Raw genomic sequence first — 17,686 nt, 5'->3', positions numbered from 1 at the left:
TTAGCAGCCAGTCTGGGCCGCTGCGCAGGTTGTCGTGGGATGATGCTCCATCATAAGCCTTTCTGCGCCGTTTTTTGTACTATCAGGATAGCAACTTTGGAAGAGTTGGTCGCCAGAGACTGGGCGCAAGGGATGCGCCCGGGCAAAAATCAGCCACCGCGGACGATTGCGGGGGCTGCGGTACGCGGATTAAATTGCCAGTACAAGGCAAACAGCGTGATAAAGCCCACCAGCCCCAGCAGGAACCAGGGCAACTCCGGCATGCCCATCGCATTGCCAGTGTCATACATCCAGCCACCGCCGGTATAACCCAATGCGCCGCCGAGTGCCAACCCCAGGCGGCTAAAGCCCATGTAGCTGCCGCGTGCCCGTGAGTCGGCCAGCGAGGCGCTCAGGGTCTCACGCGCCGGTTCGGCGATGATCGATCCCAGGTAGAAGCAGCAGATCAGAGTAAACACCGCTTGCAGGCTGGTGGCAAAACCGACGGGCAGCAGGCTGAGGGTCATCAGCAGCAAGCCGGCCATCAGGCGTTGTTCCAACCGGAAGTGTTTTTCGCTCCAACGGGCCAGCGGGTATAGCAATGAAAGCGATAGTGCAGCTTCTATGGCGTACATCCATTTGACCGCCGACGGCGAACCGGCGATCTCGTTAACCACGATTGGCAGCATCAACATTACCTGCACCGATAACATGTAATAGCCGGTCAACGTCAACACATAGGTCAGGAAGCGGCGATCGCGCAGCACGCGCATCATGCCATCTTTCATCGGCGCTCGTATGGTAGAGATCCGGTAGTTGGGTAATAGCCAGGCGTTCCAACCAGCGGCCAGCACGAAAATACCCGCGCCCACCCAGCAGACGAAATGGAAATCGTACTGCAGCAGCCAACTGCCGATTAACGCACCGATCACGGCACCGGCGCTGTCTTGCATCATCAGCAGTGAATAGAAACGGCTGCGTTCATGCGGGCGGGTCAGTTTGATGACCAGCGCGGTACGGGGCGGATCGAACAGGGTGCCGCCAATGGCGGACAGCGCGCAGGAAAACCACAGTATCCAGGGTTGATCGGCCATCGCCATGGTGGCAAAGCCCGCCGCACGCAGCAGCATGCCGGTGACGATCATCGGTTTGGCGCCAAAACGGTCGGCAATCGCTCCACCAAAGATCCCCAATCCCTGCTGAATGAGTTGGCGTAACCCCAGAGCCAGGCCCACGACCACGGCCGCCCAGCCCAGTTGATCGACAAAGCGAATAGAAATAAGTGGGAAGACGACGAAAAAGCCTAAAACCACCAACAGGTTATCGAACAATAAAAAATACTTACCCAAGCTCCGAGCTTGCGATACCAGAGACATGCTTCACCACGAGCAGTTAAAAGGAGAGGAAGACTACCTAGATTATTCTCTACCCAATATGCGGTGGCTGATAGGGGGGCGATAGATAATATTTTTTAATCGTCAATACGTTACCTGAGTGGCAAAACTACACTTAAAAATGGGAAAAACAGCTAACTGGCTATTTACTGAGCGCTAAGGGGCTTACCTGCCGGGCAGGCTACGGTTATATTACCGGGGGAATACGCGGTTTTACGCCGATAGTCTGCCATGAGTCATGCGAGATAACGCCTGAGCCCGTAGACGTTGACCCAATCAATACTTCTTATCGAACCGTTCTGACCGCGGGGGAAATGATGTTTGGCTATCGCTCTGCATCACCGAAAATACGCCTTACCACCGACCGGCTGGTTGTCCGTTTAGTTCACGAACGTGATGCCTACCGCCTGGCCGAATACTATGCCGAAAACCGGGCGTTCCTGAAGCCCTGGGAACCGGTGCGCGATGATAGCCACTGTTACCCCTCTGGCTGGCAAGCCCGCCTGGCTATGATCACGGAAATGCAAAAGCAGGGCAGTGCCTACTATTTTATCCTGCTCGATCCGGAAGAACTTCATGTGTGCGGCGTGGCCAACTTCAGCAATGTGCTGCGCGGTTCGTTCCATGCCTGCTTCCTGGGATATTCCCTGGGTGAGAAGTGGCAGGGACAGGGGTTGATGTACGAAGCGTTGCAAACGGCCATCCGTTATATGCAGCGCCAACAACGGATGCATCGCATTATGGCCAACTATATGCCGCACAACCAACGCAGCGGAGCGTTGCTGACCCGGCTCGGTTTTGAACGCGAAGGCTATGCCAAGGATTACCTGCTGATCGACGGACAGTGGCAGGATCATGTGCTGACCGCATTGACCAATAAAGAGTGGCAACCACCACGCTGAGGCCGTAACAATGAAATATGAATTAAATGCCAAAGAAGCCCGAGTGATCGGCTGCATGATGGAAAAGCAGGTGACCACCCCTGACCAATATCCCCTTTCCCTGAATGCCATTACGCTGGCCTGTAATCAAAAAACCAACCGCGAGCCGGTGATGGACCTGACGGAAAGCGAAGTCCAGCAGCAGCTCGATTTGCTGTTGAGAAGACACTTTTTGCGCACCTTAAGTGGTTTTGGCAATCGAGTAGTGAAGTATGAGCAGCGTTTTTGCAACTCCGAGTTTGGCCAACTGAAACTGTCGCCAGCCGAAGTGGCGGTAATTGCGACCCTGCTGTTACGTGGCGCGCAGACGCCGGGCGAACTGCGTACCCGCACCAACCGGATGCACGAATTCAACGACGTCAGCGAAGTGGAAGAGGTGTTGCAACAGTTGACGACCCGTGAAGATGGGCCGTTCGTGGTGCGTTTGCCGCGTGAGCCAGGCAAGCGTGAGAGCCGCTTTATGCACCTGTTCAGCGGCCAGATTGATGCGGCTCCGGCCGAAGCCGAGGAGGCTAATGCTGGTGAATTGACTGAACGCGTGGTGCGTCTGGAGGCTGAAGTCGCTGAATTGAAACAACAGGTGCAGCAACTGCTGGCGCGGGGTTCACATGAGTAAACTTCGTATCGGGGTCGTGGGTTTAGGCGGTATCGCGCAAAAGGCTTACCTGCCAATTCTTTCTCAAGCGGTGGACTGGCAGCTTGTCGGCGGCTTTTCACCGAATCAGCAGAAAGCCCAGCCGGTATGCGATAGCTATCGTATGCCCTATTTCTCTCGCCTTGATAGTCTGGCACAGCAGTGTGATGCGGTGTTCGTACACAGCAGCACTGCTAGCCATTTTCAGGTGGTTGGTGAACTGCTGGCGCAGGGCGTACACGTCTATGTGGATAAACCGCTGGCGGAAACGTTAGAGCAGGGTGAGCAGTTGATCGAGCTGGCCGCAAAGCAGGGCGTGGCACTGATGGTGGGCTTCAACCGCCGTTTTGCGCCACTGTATCGCCAGTTGAAACAGCAAATGCAGCTACCGGCCTCGATCCGTATGGATAAACACCGCGCCGATAGCGTAGGACCCAAGGATTTGCGTTTTACCTTGCTGGATGATTATCTGCACGTGGTGGATACCGCGCTGTGGTTGGGAGGCGGGAATGCCAGCTTGCAGAGTGGCCAGTTGCGTGCAAACGAAGCGGGCGAGATGCTTTACGCGGAACACCACTTTGCCTGTGGTGACACCATCGTTACGACCAGCATGCACCGGCGTGCTGGCAGCCAACGGGAGAGTGTGCAGGCAGTCACCAACGGCGCGGTCTATCAACTGAACGATATGCGCCAATGGCTGCGGGAAGACCCGCAAGGCGTGCTCGAGAAACCAGCCCCAGGCTGGCAAACCACGCTGGAACAACGCGGTTTTGCCGGTGCGGTACACCATTTTATTCAGTCCATCATCAACCAGACCGTGCCAGAAACCGCCGGAGAACAGGCCATTTACGCCCAGCGATTGATCGAGAAAATGCTGCGTGATGCCAGTTAACCCCATGTAACATATGGCGGTAGCTATTAACGGCGTGGAGCCGTAGACTAACGCCACTCAACTGACGCCTGCCAATGCAGGCGTTGATATTTACCCGTCGTACTCATCAGAAAAACCACATGAATCTACTTAAATCACTGGCAGCCGTTAGCTCGATGACCATGTTTTCACGGGTGCTGGGCTTTGCGCGTGATGCCATCGTGGCACGCGTTTTTGGGGCAGGGATGGCTACGGATGCTTTCTTTGTGGCGTTCAAGCTGCCAAACCTTTTACGCCGCATCTTTGCGGAAGGGGCTTTCTCCCAGGCATTTGTGCCGATCCTGGCGGAATACAAAAGCCAGCAGGGGGAAGAGGCGACGCGCACCTTTGTTGCCTACGTTTCCGGCCTGTTGACGCTGGTGCTGGCGGTAGTGACCGTGCTTGGCATGCTGGCTGCGCCCTGGGTGATCTTTATTACGGCTCCGGGGTTTACCGATACGCCGGATAAGTTTGCCCTGACCTCGTCGCTGTTACGTATCACTTTCCCTTATATTCTGCTGATTTCACTGGCCTCGCTGGTGGGGGCGATCCTCAACACCTGGAACCGTTTCTCCATCCCGGCCTTTGCGCCAACGCTGTTGAACGTCAGCATGATCGGCTTTGCGCTGTTTGCCGCGCCGTACTTCAATCCGCCGGTGCTGGCTTTGGCCTGGGCGGTGGTAGTGGGGGGCGTACTGCAACTGGGTTATCAATTACCGCACCTCAAGAAAATCGGCATGCTGGTATTGCCGCGCCTGAAGCTGAATGACGCTGGCGTATGGCGTGTGATGCGCCAGATGGGGCCGGCGATCCTGGGGGTCTCGGTCAGCCAGATCTCGCTGATCATCAACACCATCTTCGCCTCGTTCCTGGTCTCCGGCTCGGTTTCGTGGATGTATTACGCCGACCGCCTGATGGAGTTCCCGTCTGGGGTGTTGGGCGTGGCATTGGGAACCATTCTGCTCCCGTCCTTGGCGAAGAGCTTCTCCAGCGGTAACCATGACCAATATAACCGCCTGATGGACTGGGGCCTGCGTCTGTGCTTTGTGCTGGCTTTGCCGAGCGCCATTGCGCTAGGCATCCTGGCCAAGCCGCTAACCGTTTCGCTGTTTCAGTACGGTAAGTTCTCCGCCTTTGATGCGGCGATGACCCAGCGCGCGCTGGTGGCCTATTCGGTTGGTTTGATGGGCCTGATCGTAGTGAAAGTGCTGGCACCGGGTTTCTACTCGCGCCAGGACATCAAAACGCCGGTCAAGATTGCCATCATTACGCTGATCCTGACCCAGGTGATGAACCTGATATTTATTGGTCCACTGAAGCATGCCGGGCTTTCGCTGTCGATTGGTTTGGGGGCCTGTCTGAATGCTTCGCTGCTGTATTGGCAACTGCGCAAGCAGGATATTTTCCAACCGCAACCCGGCTGGGCGATGTTCCTGTTCAAGCTGGTAGTCGCCGTGCTGGTGATGGCAGCGGTACTGCTTGGCGTGATGTGGCTGATGCCGGAATGGGATCAGGGCAATATGCTGGCTCGCTTACTGCGTCTATCGGTCGTGGTGGCTGCGGGGATTGTTGCCTACTTCGCGGTGTTGGGGATCCTTGGTTTCCGACCTAGAGACTTTGCTCGGCGGGTAGATTGATACCCCTATTGCTAATCACCAGATAACAAAAAGGTCGCTAACGCGACCTTTTTTACGGCTATCGAATGGGATTACATGCGTTCGACAGTTTCGATCCCGAGCGTATCCAGACCGGTTTTCAACGTTTTGGCGGTCAGCAGAGCCAACTTCAGGCGGCTCTGACGAGCTTCTTCGCTTTCGGCGTTGAGGATCTGGCAATGCTCGTAGAAGCCAGAGAACAGCCCCGCCAGGTCGTACAGGTAGGTACACATCACGTGCGGCGTACCTTCACGGGCGACCACGGTGAGGGTTTCTTCGAACTGTAGCAGGCGAGTTGCCAGCGTGATTTCACGCTCTTCGGTCATCACCAACGGCAGCGTCAGGTTGCTTTCATCCACGCCAGCACGCTTGAACACTGAGGCGACGCGGGTATAGGCATACTGCATATACGGCGCGGTGTTGCCCTCGAAGGTCAGCATGTTATCCCAATCGAAGATGTAGTCCGTGGTACGGCTTTTCGACAGATCGGCATATTTCACCGCACCGATGCCGACCACGTTCGCCACGTTCTGCATTTCGTCGGCAGGCATGTCCGGGTTCTTCTCGGCAATCAGTTTGCTGGCGCGTTCAACGGCTTCATCCAGCAGATCGGAGAGTTTGATGGTGCCGCCTGAACGGGTCTTGAACGGCTTGCCGTCTTTACCCAGCATCATGCCGAACATGTGGTGTTCCAGCGAGACGGAGTCTGGCACGTAACCTGCTTTGCGCACGATAGTCCAGGCTTGCATCAGGTGCTGATGCTGGCGCGAGTCGATGTAATACAGAACACGATCGGCACCCAGGGTCTCGAAACGGTATTTGGCGCAGGCAATATCGGTAGTGGTATACAGATAACCGCCATCTTTCTTCTGGATGATGACACCCATCGGATCGCCGTCTTTATTTTTGTACTCGTCCAGGAACACCACGGTAGCGCCTTCGCTTTCTACCGCCAGCCCTTTCGCCTTGAGATCGGCAACGATGCCCGGCAGCATGGCGTTGTACAGGCTTTCGCCCATGACGTCATCTTCGGTCAGGGTGACATTCAGACGGTTATAGGTCAGTTGGTTCTGCGCCATGGTGATGTCCACCAGCTTGCGCCACATCTTCAGACAGTATTCGTCGCCGCCTTGCAGTTTGACCACGTAACCACGGGCGCGCAGAGCGAAATCTTCGTCTTCGTCGTAGTTTTTCTTGGCTTCGCGGTAAAATTGCTCCAGATCCGACAGCCCCATATCGCTGGCGTGCTCGTTTTGCATCTTTTCCAGGTAGGCGATCAGCATGCCGAACTGGGTACCCCAGTCGCCCACATGGTTGGCGCGTATGACTTTATGGCCCAGGAATTCCTGAGTACGGGCAGCGGCATCGCCAATAATGGTGGAGCGCAGGTGACCCACGTGCATTTCTTTCGCCACGTTGGGCGCAGAATAGTCGATCACGATGGTTTGCGGCTTAACGGGGGCAATGCCCAGCTTAGCGGCGCCCAGGGTGGCATCGGCCTGGCGGGCAACCCATTCGCTGTTCAGGAAGATATTGATAAAGCCCGGACCGGCAATTTCCACTTTGCTGCTGATGTCACCCAGGTCCAGCAGTTGCACGACTTTCTCTGCCAGTTGTCGTGGCGGCATACCAAGATTTTTGGCAACGGACATCACGCCGTTGGCCTGATAGTCACCAAACTGTGCTTTCGCGGACTGACGAACCTGAGCTTCGCAATCGGCAGGCGCACCTGCGGCAATCAGCGCCTGGCTGACCTTATCTGATAGAAGAGCCTGAATATTCACCGGGTTACCTTAAATGACAAACGAGGGCCGTGCAGTACGCCCTCCGGATCAAAAGGTGGTTTTACTCTGTTGGCCTGCAAAACGCCTTGGCGCACAACTTGCAGTCCAGCAGGGACGACGCCGCACATCGCAGGCGACGCTCAACCACAAAACAGCCTGCAATTGTAACCGATTGACGGCACCGCGTCAGTAGTTGACGCGGGCTGGCATGGTGAAAGATGGGGAAAAGTGAAGGCCAAAAAGGTAAGTCGGTGAATCAAACCGTCCGCTGTCATAGGTTTGATGGGTGCGGATTAATGGACGCTTTAGCGCTTTTTATTGCCTCGGCCAGAGCGTAACACACTATTCTGACGAGTTTTGAAGTGGCGATAAATCGCGTAGCCAGCGATGGCTATTAAAACAAGGGATATACCTAACAGGATCATGTTTATTTATCCAAAATCAAATGCTCTCCTAACCTAACTTATTAACGTCATTGAATCAATTGTAATGGCACTGTTTAGGACTGTTCGCATGATTTCTGTTTTTTACTAGTAAAAACATGGCATTACATTTGTTGTGGGGTTGTGTTTAGATTCCATTTCAAGTGATTTATATATGTTGTCCTTGAGGGGGTAAAGAACGATTAAACATTAGGCGTTCTTAAGATTATTAATAATGGTTTAATTAATTATGATATGAGACGATTCTTGATTGCTTCATCTTTCATGAAGGATAATTCGGTCCAAAATAGGCTTGGGCGCAAAATAGACAACATTATGTTCATCCGTTAGGTTTTTATTCTCTGATCCATAGCCTCAAGCCGATTCGACGTGTAGATTATTGGCCTGCCAAAGATCCTGGAGAGCCTGAGAAACTTATGACTACCTTGTCATCGATCGCTGAACTTAACGACCTGACGCTCGATTTGCCTCGCTTTGAACTGGCGCTGGAGCAGTTTGCACAACGGCTCCATCTTGAGCTGGTAAAATTCAGCGCAGACCATATCTCGCTGCGTTGCCATCAGAACAGCACCGCCGATCGTTGGCGGCAGGGGTTGCTGCAATGCGGATCGCTGCTTTCGGAGACGATGATTAACGGCAGGCCGATTTGCCTGTTTGATCTCCATGAGCCACTACAGGTTGGTCCTTGGCAGATTGATTGTATTGAACTGCCGTACCCCGGCGAGAAGCGCTATCCGCATGAAGGATGGGAACATGTAGAGCTGATGCTAAGCGGTGATCCTGCTACCCTATATGCCCGCGCCCTGGAACATCTGGCTGACGAAGCCTTGCTGCTGCCGGGCATCAAACTTAAGCAGAGCTCACCTAAAGGTGAGGGCGAACGCCTGGCCAATCCGACCTTGGCGATCACCGATGGCAATGTCACCATCAAATTCCATCCGCATCATATTCGTGACATCGTGGCCAGTGAACGGGTGAAACAGTAGCGTGTCTTTCGTTGCCTGTTTCGAATGGGGAGCTAGGGGAAAAATGATGCGTTCGCGTTATTTATCCGACTTAACGCCGCCACTGTGACTGCGATCGATCCATTAATCAAAATTGAGTGCCATAGTTAGCACCTCGTGCCATTAAGACTTTTATCAGATTGTCATCCTGTGGCCTAAGGGCGACGGGTTAACGTTTGCTGTAGCATTTTTGACCGTTATCTGGGGGTAACACTAATGAAGCTGGAAGTTTGTTGCTATAGCGTCGACTGTGCCATAACAGCAGAGCATGCGGGCGCTGACCGCATAGAATTGTGTGCCAGCCAGAGTGAGGGCGGGTTGACGCCGAGCTTTGGATCGTTGCGGCTGGCTCGGGAGCTGGTAACTATACCCGTTCATCCAATCGTACGACCACGCGGGGGTGATTTCTGTTACAGCTCCGTCGATTTTGAGATTATGAAGAACGACGTGGCGCAAATCCGCGAGATGGGTTTTGCCGGTGTAGTCATCGGCATGCTGGACGACGAAGGGCATATCGATCTTGCGCGGATGCGCGAGGTGATGAAATTAAGCGGTAATATGGCGGTGACCTTCCATCGTGCGTTCGATATGTGTCAAAACCCGATGGTGGCGCTGGAACAACTGACACAACTCGGCGTGGCGCGCATTCTGACCTCTGGGCAGCAGCAAAATGCCGAGTTGGGCTTACCGCTGTTGCGCGACTTGGTGCATGCCAGCAAGGGGCCGGTGATTATGGCCGGTGCAGGTGTCCGTTTGAGTAATATGCATAAGTTTGTGGATATCGGTATTCAGGAATTGCATAGCTCGGCCGGGCATACGGTGCCTTCCACCATGCGTTACCGTAAGGCGGGTGTCACCATGTGTGCCGATAATGAGTTTGACGAATTCAGCCACTACTGCGTGGATGGTGAAACGGTCGAGGCGATGAAGAACGCGTTGGCCATGCTGACTCCTGCCGAGTGAGTTCGTAGGGGCCGCATGCTGCGCCCGGTTGCGAGACCAGTCTGAAGCCCCGAATCTTCGGGGCTTTTTGCATCTATGCGCAAAAAAAGCCCTGAACAGGGTAGAGGTGCTCAGGGCAAACAGGTTCATACTTCTCTGGTGTTGGCGCGATACCAACACTTTAACTCTAGTTAACGATGAGCCACTGCCTTAAATTTAAATATTGATAAAATGTAACCGGCAGCCGTGGCTTATCGCAGACCCTCCACCCAGTGAAAAATGGCCGAGAGCATTTGCACGGTGCCGCCGATATTGAATATGACGGCAATCCCTATGCCGGTCATGATGGTAAGCAAGGCCATCAACAGCCTGTCAACACATCGCATTAACCACCCTTATTAATTTATCCAATCGACCACGCCAGAGAAAGTGTTCAATCCTCAGCGCTGAGCCCCGATTGGTTTCCTCACGATTGTATTGCCAGCGCTGACACACCTGACAGGAAGCGACATCTTGATGTGGAGAAGATACCGTTTGATGGTGCTGTTACTAAACAAGTTCAACCGCTTTTGGTCAGGAGGATAGATGAGAGTTTATGTTGTGTGGTTAATGTTGGTTTGTTGTTCATTATCGGGCTGTGTTGCGGCCTATTATCGTTAATGGAGGAGGGGCGATGCGTTATTTACTGATTGTCGGCCTTGTTATGTCGTTAACGGCCTGTGCCACGCTGTATTACAGGTGAGCGATGAGACATTTTATTATTTTGCTGGCATTGGCATTGGCATTGAGTGGTTGCGTCTCGGTGTATGGGCCAACCAAAACCGGTAACCAGCCCGACAGTGCGGCTGAAACTGCCACTGGTGAACCGACGGCTGCTGAGAAGCCCACCTTGATAGGCAACCGTAAGCCGGATGAGCTGTTAACCCGTGCCGAGGCAATTTTTGCGCAGAAAGGGTTAAAGGCCACGGTTGTCGACCCACATCTTGGGATTGTTGGCACGACGGGCAATGATACTGAACTGGCCAGTCTGTATCTGACTTGTTCAGACCAGCCTGGGCCGTCTAATCTGAATGTTACCTACCGGATCCTGGTGCAGATTTTTAGCGCCGGAGAAGGGACTAACGTGATGGTGCAAGTCAATGGCGTTGCGGGGCTAGTCGCGGGCGATGGCAACGATAAGGTCAAGCCTTTCGAGTGTTCATCCAGCGGGGTGTTTGAAAAGGATCTGCTAGAGGCTTTGAGAAAATAACAAGGCAACTAAAAGGGCGTAGAATTGCTACGCCCTTACATAATAAGTCGGTTAAGGCTTACGGTTTTTTGGCGATCAGCACGGCGCGGATTGGTGCCGGGTAGCCTTCAATCGTTTTGGTTGGATCCTGAGGATCGAGAAACTCAGCCAGTGACTCGCTGGTCATCCAGTCAGTCCGGCGCTGCTCTTCAGTGCTGGTCGGGCAGATATCGGCAATTCTAACGTCCACAAATCCGCATTTCTCCAGCCAGCACTTCAGCGCTTCGGCAGACGGAATAAAGTAGACGTTACGCATCTGCGCGTAGCGGTCGCCCGGCACCAATACCTGATGACGATCGCCTGGCACTACAAGCGTTTCCAACACTAGCTCACCCTCGGAAACCAGCTGGTTTTTCAACTGATACAGGTGGTCCAGCGGGGAGCGGCGGTGATAAAGCACGCCCATCGAGAAAACGGTGTCGAAAGCGGCCAGTTCGGGCAGTTGTTCGATACCCAGCGGCAACACATGGGCGCGTTGATCGCCACCCAGCAATTTACGCACCGCTTCAAACTGGCACAGGAACAGCTGCATCGGATCGATACCGACCGCCAGATGCGCTCCGGCACCGACCATGCGCCACAGATGGTAACCGCTGCCGCAACCCACATCCAGAATGGTACGGCCGGCCAGTGGGGAAATATGCGGCAGCACTCGATCCCACTTCCAGTCGGAATGCCATTCGGTATCGATATCAATGCCGTAAAGCGAGAAGGGACCTTTGCGCCACGGCATCAGCGTACGCAGCATTTTCTCAATGCCTTCGAGCTGGCCAGGTGACAGCGGTTGTTCCATCTCGGCACGTACGCCATGCAATAAATCCAACTGGGTCGGCGTCAGGGAAGGTAGGTGCTCTACCGAATTGAACCACTGCTTGAATTTGCCATGCAGCGATTCGCGCTGCCAGGCGGTGATTTGCGCCGGCAGCGTATCCAGCCAGTGGCTCAGCGGGCTTTTGGCAATGCGCTGGTAGAAGTCTCCAAACTCGATCATGCGGTTTCTCCTGATTTCAGGGCGATCAACGAGCCGAAGTTGAAACATTGGAACCAGACTTCTGCATGTTCAAAACCGGCTTGCCTGAGGCGCGCTTTATGCGCCTCGACCGAATCGGTCAGCATCACGTTTTCCAACATGCTGCGCTTTTGGCTGATTTCCAATTCGCTGTAGCCGTTGGCGCGTTTGAAGTCGTGGTGCATGTTGAACAACAGTTCACCGACGTCCGCATCCTCAAAGCTGAATTTCTCTGACAGCACCAAGGCGCCGCCCGGACGTAGCCCGCGATAAACCTGTTCGAGCAGGCGCAGCCGATCGGCCGGTTCAAGAAACTGTAGGGTGAAGTTCAGCACCACCATCGAGGCGTTTTCGATGGTAATGTCTAAAATGTCCGCCTCAATGACATCGACCGGCGTATCGGCACGGAACGCATCAAGATGGCGGCGGCAGCGCTCTACCATCGCGGGGGAATTATCGACCGCAATAATCTGACAACCTTCGACGCTGATGTTCCTGCGCATCGATAGCGTGGCCGCGCCGAGCGAACACCCCAGGTCATACACCCGGCTGTGTGGCTGGACAAAACGTTCGGCCAGCATGCCAATCATCGAAATGATATTGGAGTAGCCCGGAACGGAACGCTGGATCATGTCTGGGAAGACTTCAGCAACGCGCTCGTCGAAGGTCCAGTCGCCCAGTTTGGCGATCGGGGCGGAAAAAAGAGTATCGCGGTTTGGCATAGCGGCAAATCAGGTCAGAATTCGAAGGGGCGTATTCTAACAGAAAAGCGACGCAGGCAGAAGCAGGCGGCGTGGCCGCCTGAACAGAGGGGATATCAGTGCAAACTGAAGATAATGTCCCACGGCAGATAAACGATATTAGCTATCACCATCAGTATCAAAGAAAGATAGGTAGCCGCCATACCCGAACGGCGCCAGCGGACTTCACGGTTACGTAAACCGTAGTAGTGAACCAGCCGGCCTGCCATCAGCAGCAAACCACACAGATGCACCATCCAGACTTCGGCACCGTTCATCTCCATGATCACCAACAGGATGGCGGCGATCGGGATGTATTCCACGGCGTTACCATGTACGCGGATCGCGGTTTGCAGCTCGTAGAACCCGCCGTCACCGTAGGCGACCCGGTACTGCATCCTCAACCTGACCACGTCATAAGAGAGTTTGATCAACAACAATGCGCCAAGCACCACATAGAGCGCGCTTACCATTTTTAACTCCATTCGTAACCAAATCTGGCAACGAGCATCATAACTGCCATCATCGCGACTGTCGCGAGGAAATATCCGATAGGACCCATCAGATTAATAGGTTAAAACAAGGTTTCTTGCTCTGGCCAGTCTGGAGGCATCGCTAAATTCGGAATTATGCCGTGTAGCCCTTGCCAGATTTTCTGTGCCTGCTGCGGTGAATCGCTGTTATCTGGCGTGTGAATAAACAGATAAGGCTGATGTTGCTGCGACCAGTCAGGCAACCTCTGTTGCCATGACTCAAACCAGCGCTGATTGTCCGCCAGCACGTCACCGCCGATAAAGCGGATCAGCGGGTTGTTAGCCGTTACCACTGCATGCACCGGCAGTTTGGGCTTTTTCTGTTGTGCATCGCGGATCGCTGGGCTGTGCGGTTTGGCATGGTGCAGCGGGCGGCTATCGAGGATGGTCCGGTTAATGCCGCGTTGGTGCAAACCCTGATTCAGTTGGCGTTCTGCCTCACCCTTGGCGAAAAATTCCAGATGACGGACCTCGACTCCGTAGGTGAACTCCGGTGGTAACGCATCAAGAAATGCCCACAGAATGCCCAGATGCTCGGGTGCAAAGGCGGCGGGCAACTGCAACCACAGCTGCCCGATACGCCCTTCAAGGGGGCGCAGGCAGTCATAAAACGCCTTGATATCGACTTCACAGCCGCGCAGTGCTGCTTTATGGCTGATTGCTGAGGGGAATTTAAAGCAAAAACGGAAATCATCTCCGGTCATGTCGCGCCAGCGATGCACAATTTCCGCCTTCGGCAAAGCGTAGAAGGTGGTGTTACCTTCCACACAGTTGAAATAGCGGCTGTAGTCCGCCAGATCGCGCAGGCCGATGCGGTTCCAGGCCGGATGTTGCCATTGCGGTAGTCCGATATACATCAAACGCTCATCTTCCCTGTTTTACATTTTGGCAACAACGGTAGCGTCATACTGCCTTGCTTTCAAGTGCCTAAAACTGCGTTTACCGCCGCAACACCTGAGCTTGAGGCGGGTGGAGGTCAATGCAGGTTAGCCGACCGTTGAGCGTAGGGATGCGCGATACGAGCCTCCATGGACGGATTTACGGCGTGTCGGCGTTCTGCATGACTTCCACCTGTTACTCTTTATCAACAGCTAGATGAGATTTTACAGCGCAGCAAGGATCTCACTGGTGCTGCGCACTCGGGCAATCCGCGGGAAGATATTGTCGAAGGCGAATTGGTGCGCCTCGGCGCTGTAAGTGCTGCACATGTCTTCGGCGATCACCAACTCGTAGCCATGTTCCCAGGCCGCACGAGCGGTAGACTCCACGCCTATATTGGTGGCGATACCGCCCAATACCACCGATTTGATACCCCGACGGCGCAGTTGCAGGTCCAGATCGGTGCCATAGAATGCGCCCCATTGACGTTTGGTGATCAACACATCGCTGTCTTGTACCGCCAGTTCTTCGGGGAATTCCCACCAGGACTCTGGCAGCCCGCCGACCGGAGACGGTGAAGGTTTATCTACCGGCTGCTTGAGCGCTTCGGCAAAGGAATCAGACCAACCGACGCGAACCAGAAACACGGGGGTATTCAGCGCGCGGAAACGCCCTGCCAGATGGGCCGCATGGGTGACGACTTGGCTGGCACTGTGCGGACCAGCGGCGTAAGGTAGAATGCCGTGTTGCAGATCGATCAGGACCAGGGCGGTGGTTTGGGCATCAAGTTTCAGCATTGGGAGCGTCTCTGGGTTAAAGTGGATTTAAGGTTGTGCTACTGGCTTTTGAAAGACGACGTGTATACAGGCTACGTGATAAAACTGCTGCTAGTTAATGGGAAATTTGTTAACCGATGTGTTGTTTCTTGGCGCTTGGCACCATTTAGCATTGCAACAATGCCGTGTTCGCTCTTATCTGGCGCATGAATTTCCTTTATAATGACCGCCTTTTTTCACCAATCTTTAATCCAGCGATCTATGCCGATTTATGAATATGCATGTGGCTCATGCCAACATCGATTAGAGAAACTACAAAAATTTTCCGACGCGCCGTTGACTCAATGTCCGGCGTGTGGGCAGCCCGCATTGACCAAGTTGATCTCTGCCAGCGGTTTCCAGTTAAAGGGCACCGGCTGGTATGCAACAGACTTCAAACCGGGTGATAAATAACAATTCGTCAGATAATAGCCGTGCGGAAACAGCAACTGCTGCCAACCTCCGGCCGAATCGGCTTAAGTCAAAAGGATAGCGTATGCGTACTGAATATTGCGGGCAGTTGAATCTGGCCCACGTCGGCCAGGAAGTCACTTTGTGTGGTTGGGTCAACCGCCGCCGCGATCTGGGTGGCCTGATCTTTATTGATATGCGTGACCGCGAAGGCATCGTGCAGGTGTTCTTCGATCCGGATCAGAAAGCGGCCTTCGACAAAGCCTTCGAACTGCGTAACGAGTTCTGCATCCAGATCGTCGGTACCGTGCGTGCGCGCCCGGAAAGCCAGACCAACAAGGATATGGCGACTGGCGAAGTTGAGGTGTTTGCTCATCAGCTTGAGATCATCAACCGCTCCGAACCGCTGCCGTTGGACTCTAACCAGACCAACAGCGAAGAAGCGCGTCTGAAATATCGCTACCTGGATCTGCGTCGCCCGGAAATGGCCGACCGCCTGAAAACCCGTGCCAAGATCACCAGCTTTGTGCGCCGCTTTATGGACAGCCACGGTTTCCTGGATATCGAAACCCCAATGCTGACCAAAGCTACGCCGGAAGGTGCCCGTGACTATCTGGTACCAAGCCGCGTACATAAAGGTAAGTTCTACGCATTGCCGCAGTCCCCACAGTTGTTCAAACAGCTGCTGATGATGTCTGGCTTCGACCGTTACTACCAGATCGTCAAGTGCTTCCGTGACGAAGACCTGCGCGCGGATCGTCAGCCGGAATTCACCCAGATAGACGTGGAAACCTCTTTCATGAGCGCCGAGCAAGTGCGTGAAGTGATGGAGCAACTGGTGCATGAACTGTGGCTGGACGTGAAGGGCGTCGATCTGGGTAAATTCCCGATCATGACCTTTGCCGAAGCGATGCGCCGTTACGGTTCCGATAAGCCAGACCTGCGTAACCCGCTGGAACTGGTGGACGTTGCCGACCTGGTTAAAGACGTTGAGTTTAAAGTGTTCTCTGGCCCGGCGAACGATGCCAAAGGCCGCGTGGCCGCGATTTGTGTTCCGAGTGGCGCACAGCTGACTCGTAAGCAGATCGATGAATACGGCGCTTTCGTTAATATCTACGGTGCCAAAGGTTTGGCATGGTTGAAGGTTAACGATCGTGCTGCAGGTATGGAAGGCGTGCAAAGCCCGATTGCCAAATTCCTCAGTGCCGAAGTGCTGGAAGCGATCCTGGCGCGTACCAATGCGCAAACCGGTGACATTCTGTTCTTCGGTGCCGACAGCTTTAAAATCGTTACCGACGCCATGGGCGCGCTGCGCTTGAAAATCGGCCGCGATCTGGGCCTGACCAAACTCGACAGCTGGGCACCGCTGTGGGTGGTCGATTTCCCAATGTTCGAAGAAGACGGTGAAGGTGGCCTGGCGGCGATGCACCATCCGTTTACCGCTCCGCGCGATATGAGCCCGGAAGAGCTGCAAAAGGATCCTACCTCAGCTATCGCCAATGCTTACGATATGGTGCTGAACGGCTATGAAGTGGGTGGCGGTTCCGTGCGTATTCACCGCAGTGAAATGCAGCAAACCGTTTTCGGTATTCTTGGCATCAATGAGCAAGAACAACGCGAGAAGTTTGGCTTCCTGCTGGATGCGCTGAAGTACGGCACTCCTCCGCACGCCGGTTTGGCCTTCGGTCTGGATCGTTTGGTGATGCTGGTAACCGGTACCGAGAACATCCGTGACGTTATCGCCTTCCCGAAAACCACCGCGGCAGCCTGTCTGATGACCGATGCACCAAGCTTCGCCAACCCGGCTTCGTTGCAGGAACTGGCGATCAGCGTGGTGAAGAAAGCCTCAGCCGAACAAGAGAGCGAGTGATGAATTACAAGCGGCCCGAGTCTATTCTGGTGGTGATTTATGCAAAATCCAGTGGCCGGGTGCTGATGTTACAGCGGCGTGACGATACGGAGTTCTGGCAGTCGGTCACCGGCAGCCTTGAAGACGCCGAATCGCCGCCGCATGCCGCACAGCGCGAAGTCATGGAAGAGATTGGCATCGATATCGCAGCAGAGGGTCTGCCGTTGCTCGATTGCCAGCGCTGTGTGGAATTTGAACTCTTTGTCCATTTGCGACACCGCTATGCGCCGGGAACCACTCGTAATAAAGAGCACTGGTTCTGTCTGGCGTTACCTGATGAGCGCGATCCGGTCTTGACCGAACATCATGCTTACCAATGGCTTGAGGCGTCCGAGGCGGTCAAACTGACCAAGTCCTGGAGTAATCAGCAGGCGATTGAAGAGTTTGTGATCCATTCTGTCCAGTAGTTCTTTTTG

18 protein-coding genes are annotated in these 17,686 nt (G+C 54.2%); 10 read left to right on the top strand and 8 right to left on the bottom strand.

Translation table 11 applies throughout. From position 1 onward, the window contains the following. Positions 1–149: 149 nt before the first annotated feature. Positions 150–1,355 carry a multidrug efflux MFS transporter MdtH gene (gene mdtH / locus D9980_RS08825; RefSeq protein WP_024486699.1) on the bottom strand — a complete coding sequence of 402 codons (1,206 nt, stop codon included), beginning with the start codon at positions 1,353–1,355 and terminating at the stop codon, positions 150–152. Positions 1,356–1,690: 335 nt separating this feature from the next. Between mdtH and rimJ the strand changes: the two genes are divergently transcribed. The 4 genes from rimJ to murJ all read left to right on the top strand — a co-directional run bounded on the left by rimJ (position 1,691) and on the right by murJ (position 5,495). Next, positions 1,691–2,275 (top strand): ribosomal protein S5-alanine N-acetyltransferase, encoded by a 585-nt coding sequence (rimJ, locus tag D9980_RS08820; protein ID WP_024486700.1) that lies wholly within the window; start codon positions 1,691–1,693, stop codon positions 2,273–2,275. A 10-nt stretch (positions 2,276–2,285) separates the two neighbouring features. Then, positions 2,286–2,930 (top strand): YceH family protein, encoded by a 645-nt coding sequence (locus D9980_RS08815; protein WP_121607047.1) that lies wholly within the window; start codon positions 2,286–2,288, stop codon positions 2,928–2,930. After that, positions 2,923–3,840: a Gfo/Idh/MocA family protein gene (locus tag D9980_RS08810; RefSeq protein ID WP_121607046.1), complete on the top strand. Its 918-nt coding sequence runs from the start codon at positions 2,923–2,925 to the stop codon at positions 3,838–3,840. The genes D9980_RS08815 and D9980_RS08810 overlap by 8 nt, the downstream gene beginning before the upstream one ends. A gap of 119 nt (positions 3,841–3,959) precedes the next feature. Next, positions 3,960–5,495, top strand: a complete 1,536-nt coding sequence (gene murJ, locus D9980_RS08805) for a murein biosynthesis integral membrane protein MurJ (RefSeq protein ID WP_024530484.1) — start codon at positions 3,960–3,962, stop codon at positions 5,493–5,495. A 71-nt stretch (positions 5,496–5,566) separates the two neighbouring features. Here the strand turns inward: murJ and argS are convergent, their stop codons facing one another. Continuing rightward, positions 5,567–7,297: an arginine--tRNA ligase gene (gene argS, locus D9980_RS08800; RefSeq protein WP_121607045.1), complete on the bottom strand. Its 1,731-nt coding sequence runs from the start codon at positions 7,295–7,297 to the stop codon at positions 5,567–5,569. An 859-nt stretch (positions 7,298–8,156) separates the two neighbouring features. Here argS and D9980_RS08795 point away from each other — a divergent pair. Next, positions 8,157–8,726 (top strand): VOC family protein, encoded by a 570-nt coding sequence (locus D9980_RS08795; RefSeq protein WP_121607044.1) that lies wholly within the window; start codon positions 8,157–8,159, stop codon positions 8,724–8,726. A 234-nt stretch (positions 8,727–8,960) separates the two neighbouring features. Beyond that, on the top strand, positions 8,961–9,707 hold the full coding sequence (gene cutC / locus D9980_RS08790; RefSeq protein WP_121607043.1) for a copper homeostasis protein CutC: 747 nt from the start codon (positions 8,961–8,963) through the stop codon (positions 9,705–9,707). 230 nt (positions 9,708–9,937) lie between these two features. Here the strand turns inward: cutC and D9980_RS27165 are convergent, their stop codons facing one another. Then, positions 9,938–10,072, bottom strand: coding sequence for a hypothetical protein (locus tag D9980_RS27165; RefSeq protein ID WP_255417743.1), 135 nt, complete (start codon positions 10,070–10,072; stop codon positions 9,938–9,940). Positions 10,073–10,431: 359 nt separating this feature from the next. Between D9980_RS27165 and D9980_RS08785 the strand changes: the two genes are divergently transcribed. Continuing rightward, a complete protein-coding gene (locus tag D9980_RS08785; RefSeq protein ID WP_121607042.1) occupies positions 10,432–10,935 on the top strand; it encodes a hypothetical protein in 504 nt (167 codons plus the stop codon). A gap of 58 nt (positions 10,936–10,993) precedes the next feature. Here the strand turns inward: D9980_RS08785 and cmoB are convergent, their stop codons facing one another. The 5 genes from cmoB to D9980_RS08760 form a co-directional block, all read right to left on the bottom strand. Next, complete coding sequence (gene cmoB, locus D9980_RS08780; RefSeq protein WP_024486443.1) at positions 10,994–11,965, bottom strand: tRNA 5-methoxyuridine(34)/uridine 5-oxyacetic acid(34) synthase CmoB; 972 nt, start codon at positions 11,963–11,965, stop codon at positions 10,994–10,996. Next, a complete protein-coding gene (gene cmoA / locus D9980_RS08775; RefSeq protein ID WP_021806664.1) occupies positions 11,962–12,705 on the bottom strand; it encodes a carboxy-S-adenosyl-L-methionine synthase CmoA in 744 nt (247 codons plus the stop codon). The genes cmoB and cmoA overlap by 4 nt, the downstream gene beginning before the upstream one ends. A gap of 95 nt (positions 12,706–12,800) precedes the next feature. Then, a complete protein-coding gene (locus D9980_RS08770) occupies positions 12,801–13,196 on the bottom strand; it encodes an MAPEG family protein (protein ID WP_024486445.1) in 396 nt (131 codons plus the stop codon). 101 nt (positions 13,197–13,297) lie between these two features. Beyond that, complete coding sequence (locus tag D9980_RS08765) at positions 13,298–14,113, bottom strand: DUF72 domain-containing protein (protein WP_024486446.1); 816 nt, start codon at positions 14,111–14,113, stop codon at positions 13,298–13,300. 246 nt (positions 14,114–14,359) lie between these two features. Further along, entirely contained in the window at positions 14,360–14,932 is a 573-nt protein-coding gene (locus tag D9980_RS08760; RefSeq protein ID WP_121607041.1) for a hydrolase, read from the bottom strand. 201 nt (positions 14,933–15,133) lie between these two features. Between D9980_RS08760 and D9980_RS08755 the strand changes: the two genes are divergently transcribed. From D9980_RS08755 to nudB, 3 genes are all read left to right on the top strand, one after another. Beyond that, positions 15,134–15,364, top strand: coding sequence for an FmdB family zinc ribbon protein (locus tag D9980_RS08755; RefSeq protein WP_021181142.1), 231 nt, complete (start codon positions 15,134–15,136; stop codon positions 15,362–15,364). 82 nt (positions 15,365–15,446) lie between these two features. Beyond that, positions 15,447–17,231 (top strand): aspartate--tRNA ligase, encoded by a 1,785-nt coding sequence (gene aspS / locus D9980_RS08750; protein ID WP_121607040.1) that lies wholly within the window; start codon positions 15,447–15,449, stop codon positions 17,229–17,231. Next, positions 17,231–17,677, top strand: a complete 447-nt coding sequence (nudB, locus tag D9980_RS08745; protein ID WP_024486545.1) for a dihydroneopterin triphosphate diphosphatase — start codon at positions 17,231–17,233, stop codon at positions 17,675–17,677. Before aspS ends, nudB begins: the two co-directional genes overlap by 1 nt. Positions 17,678–17,686: the final 9 nt, after the last annotated feature.

The organism is Serratia sp. 3ACOL1, assembly GCF_003668775.1.
Classification (GTDB): domain Bacteria; phylum Pseudomonadota; class Gammaproteobacteria; order Enterobacterales; family Enterobacteriaceae; genus Chania; species Chania fonticola.
This window is presented reverse-complemented; position numbering and strand designations above follow the sequence as displayed.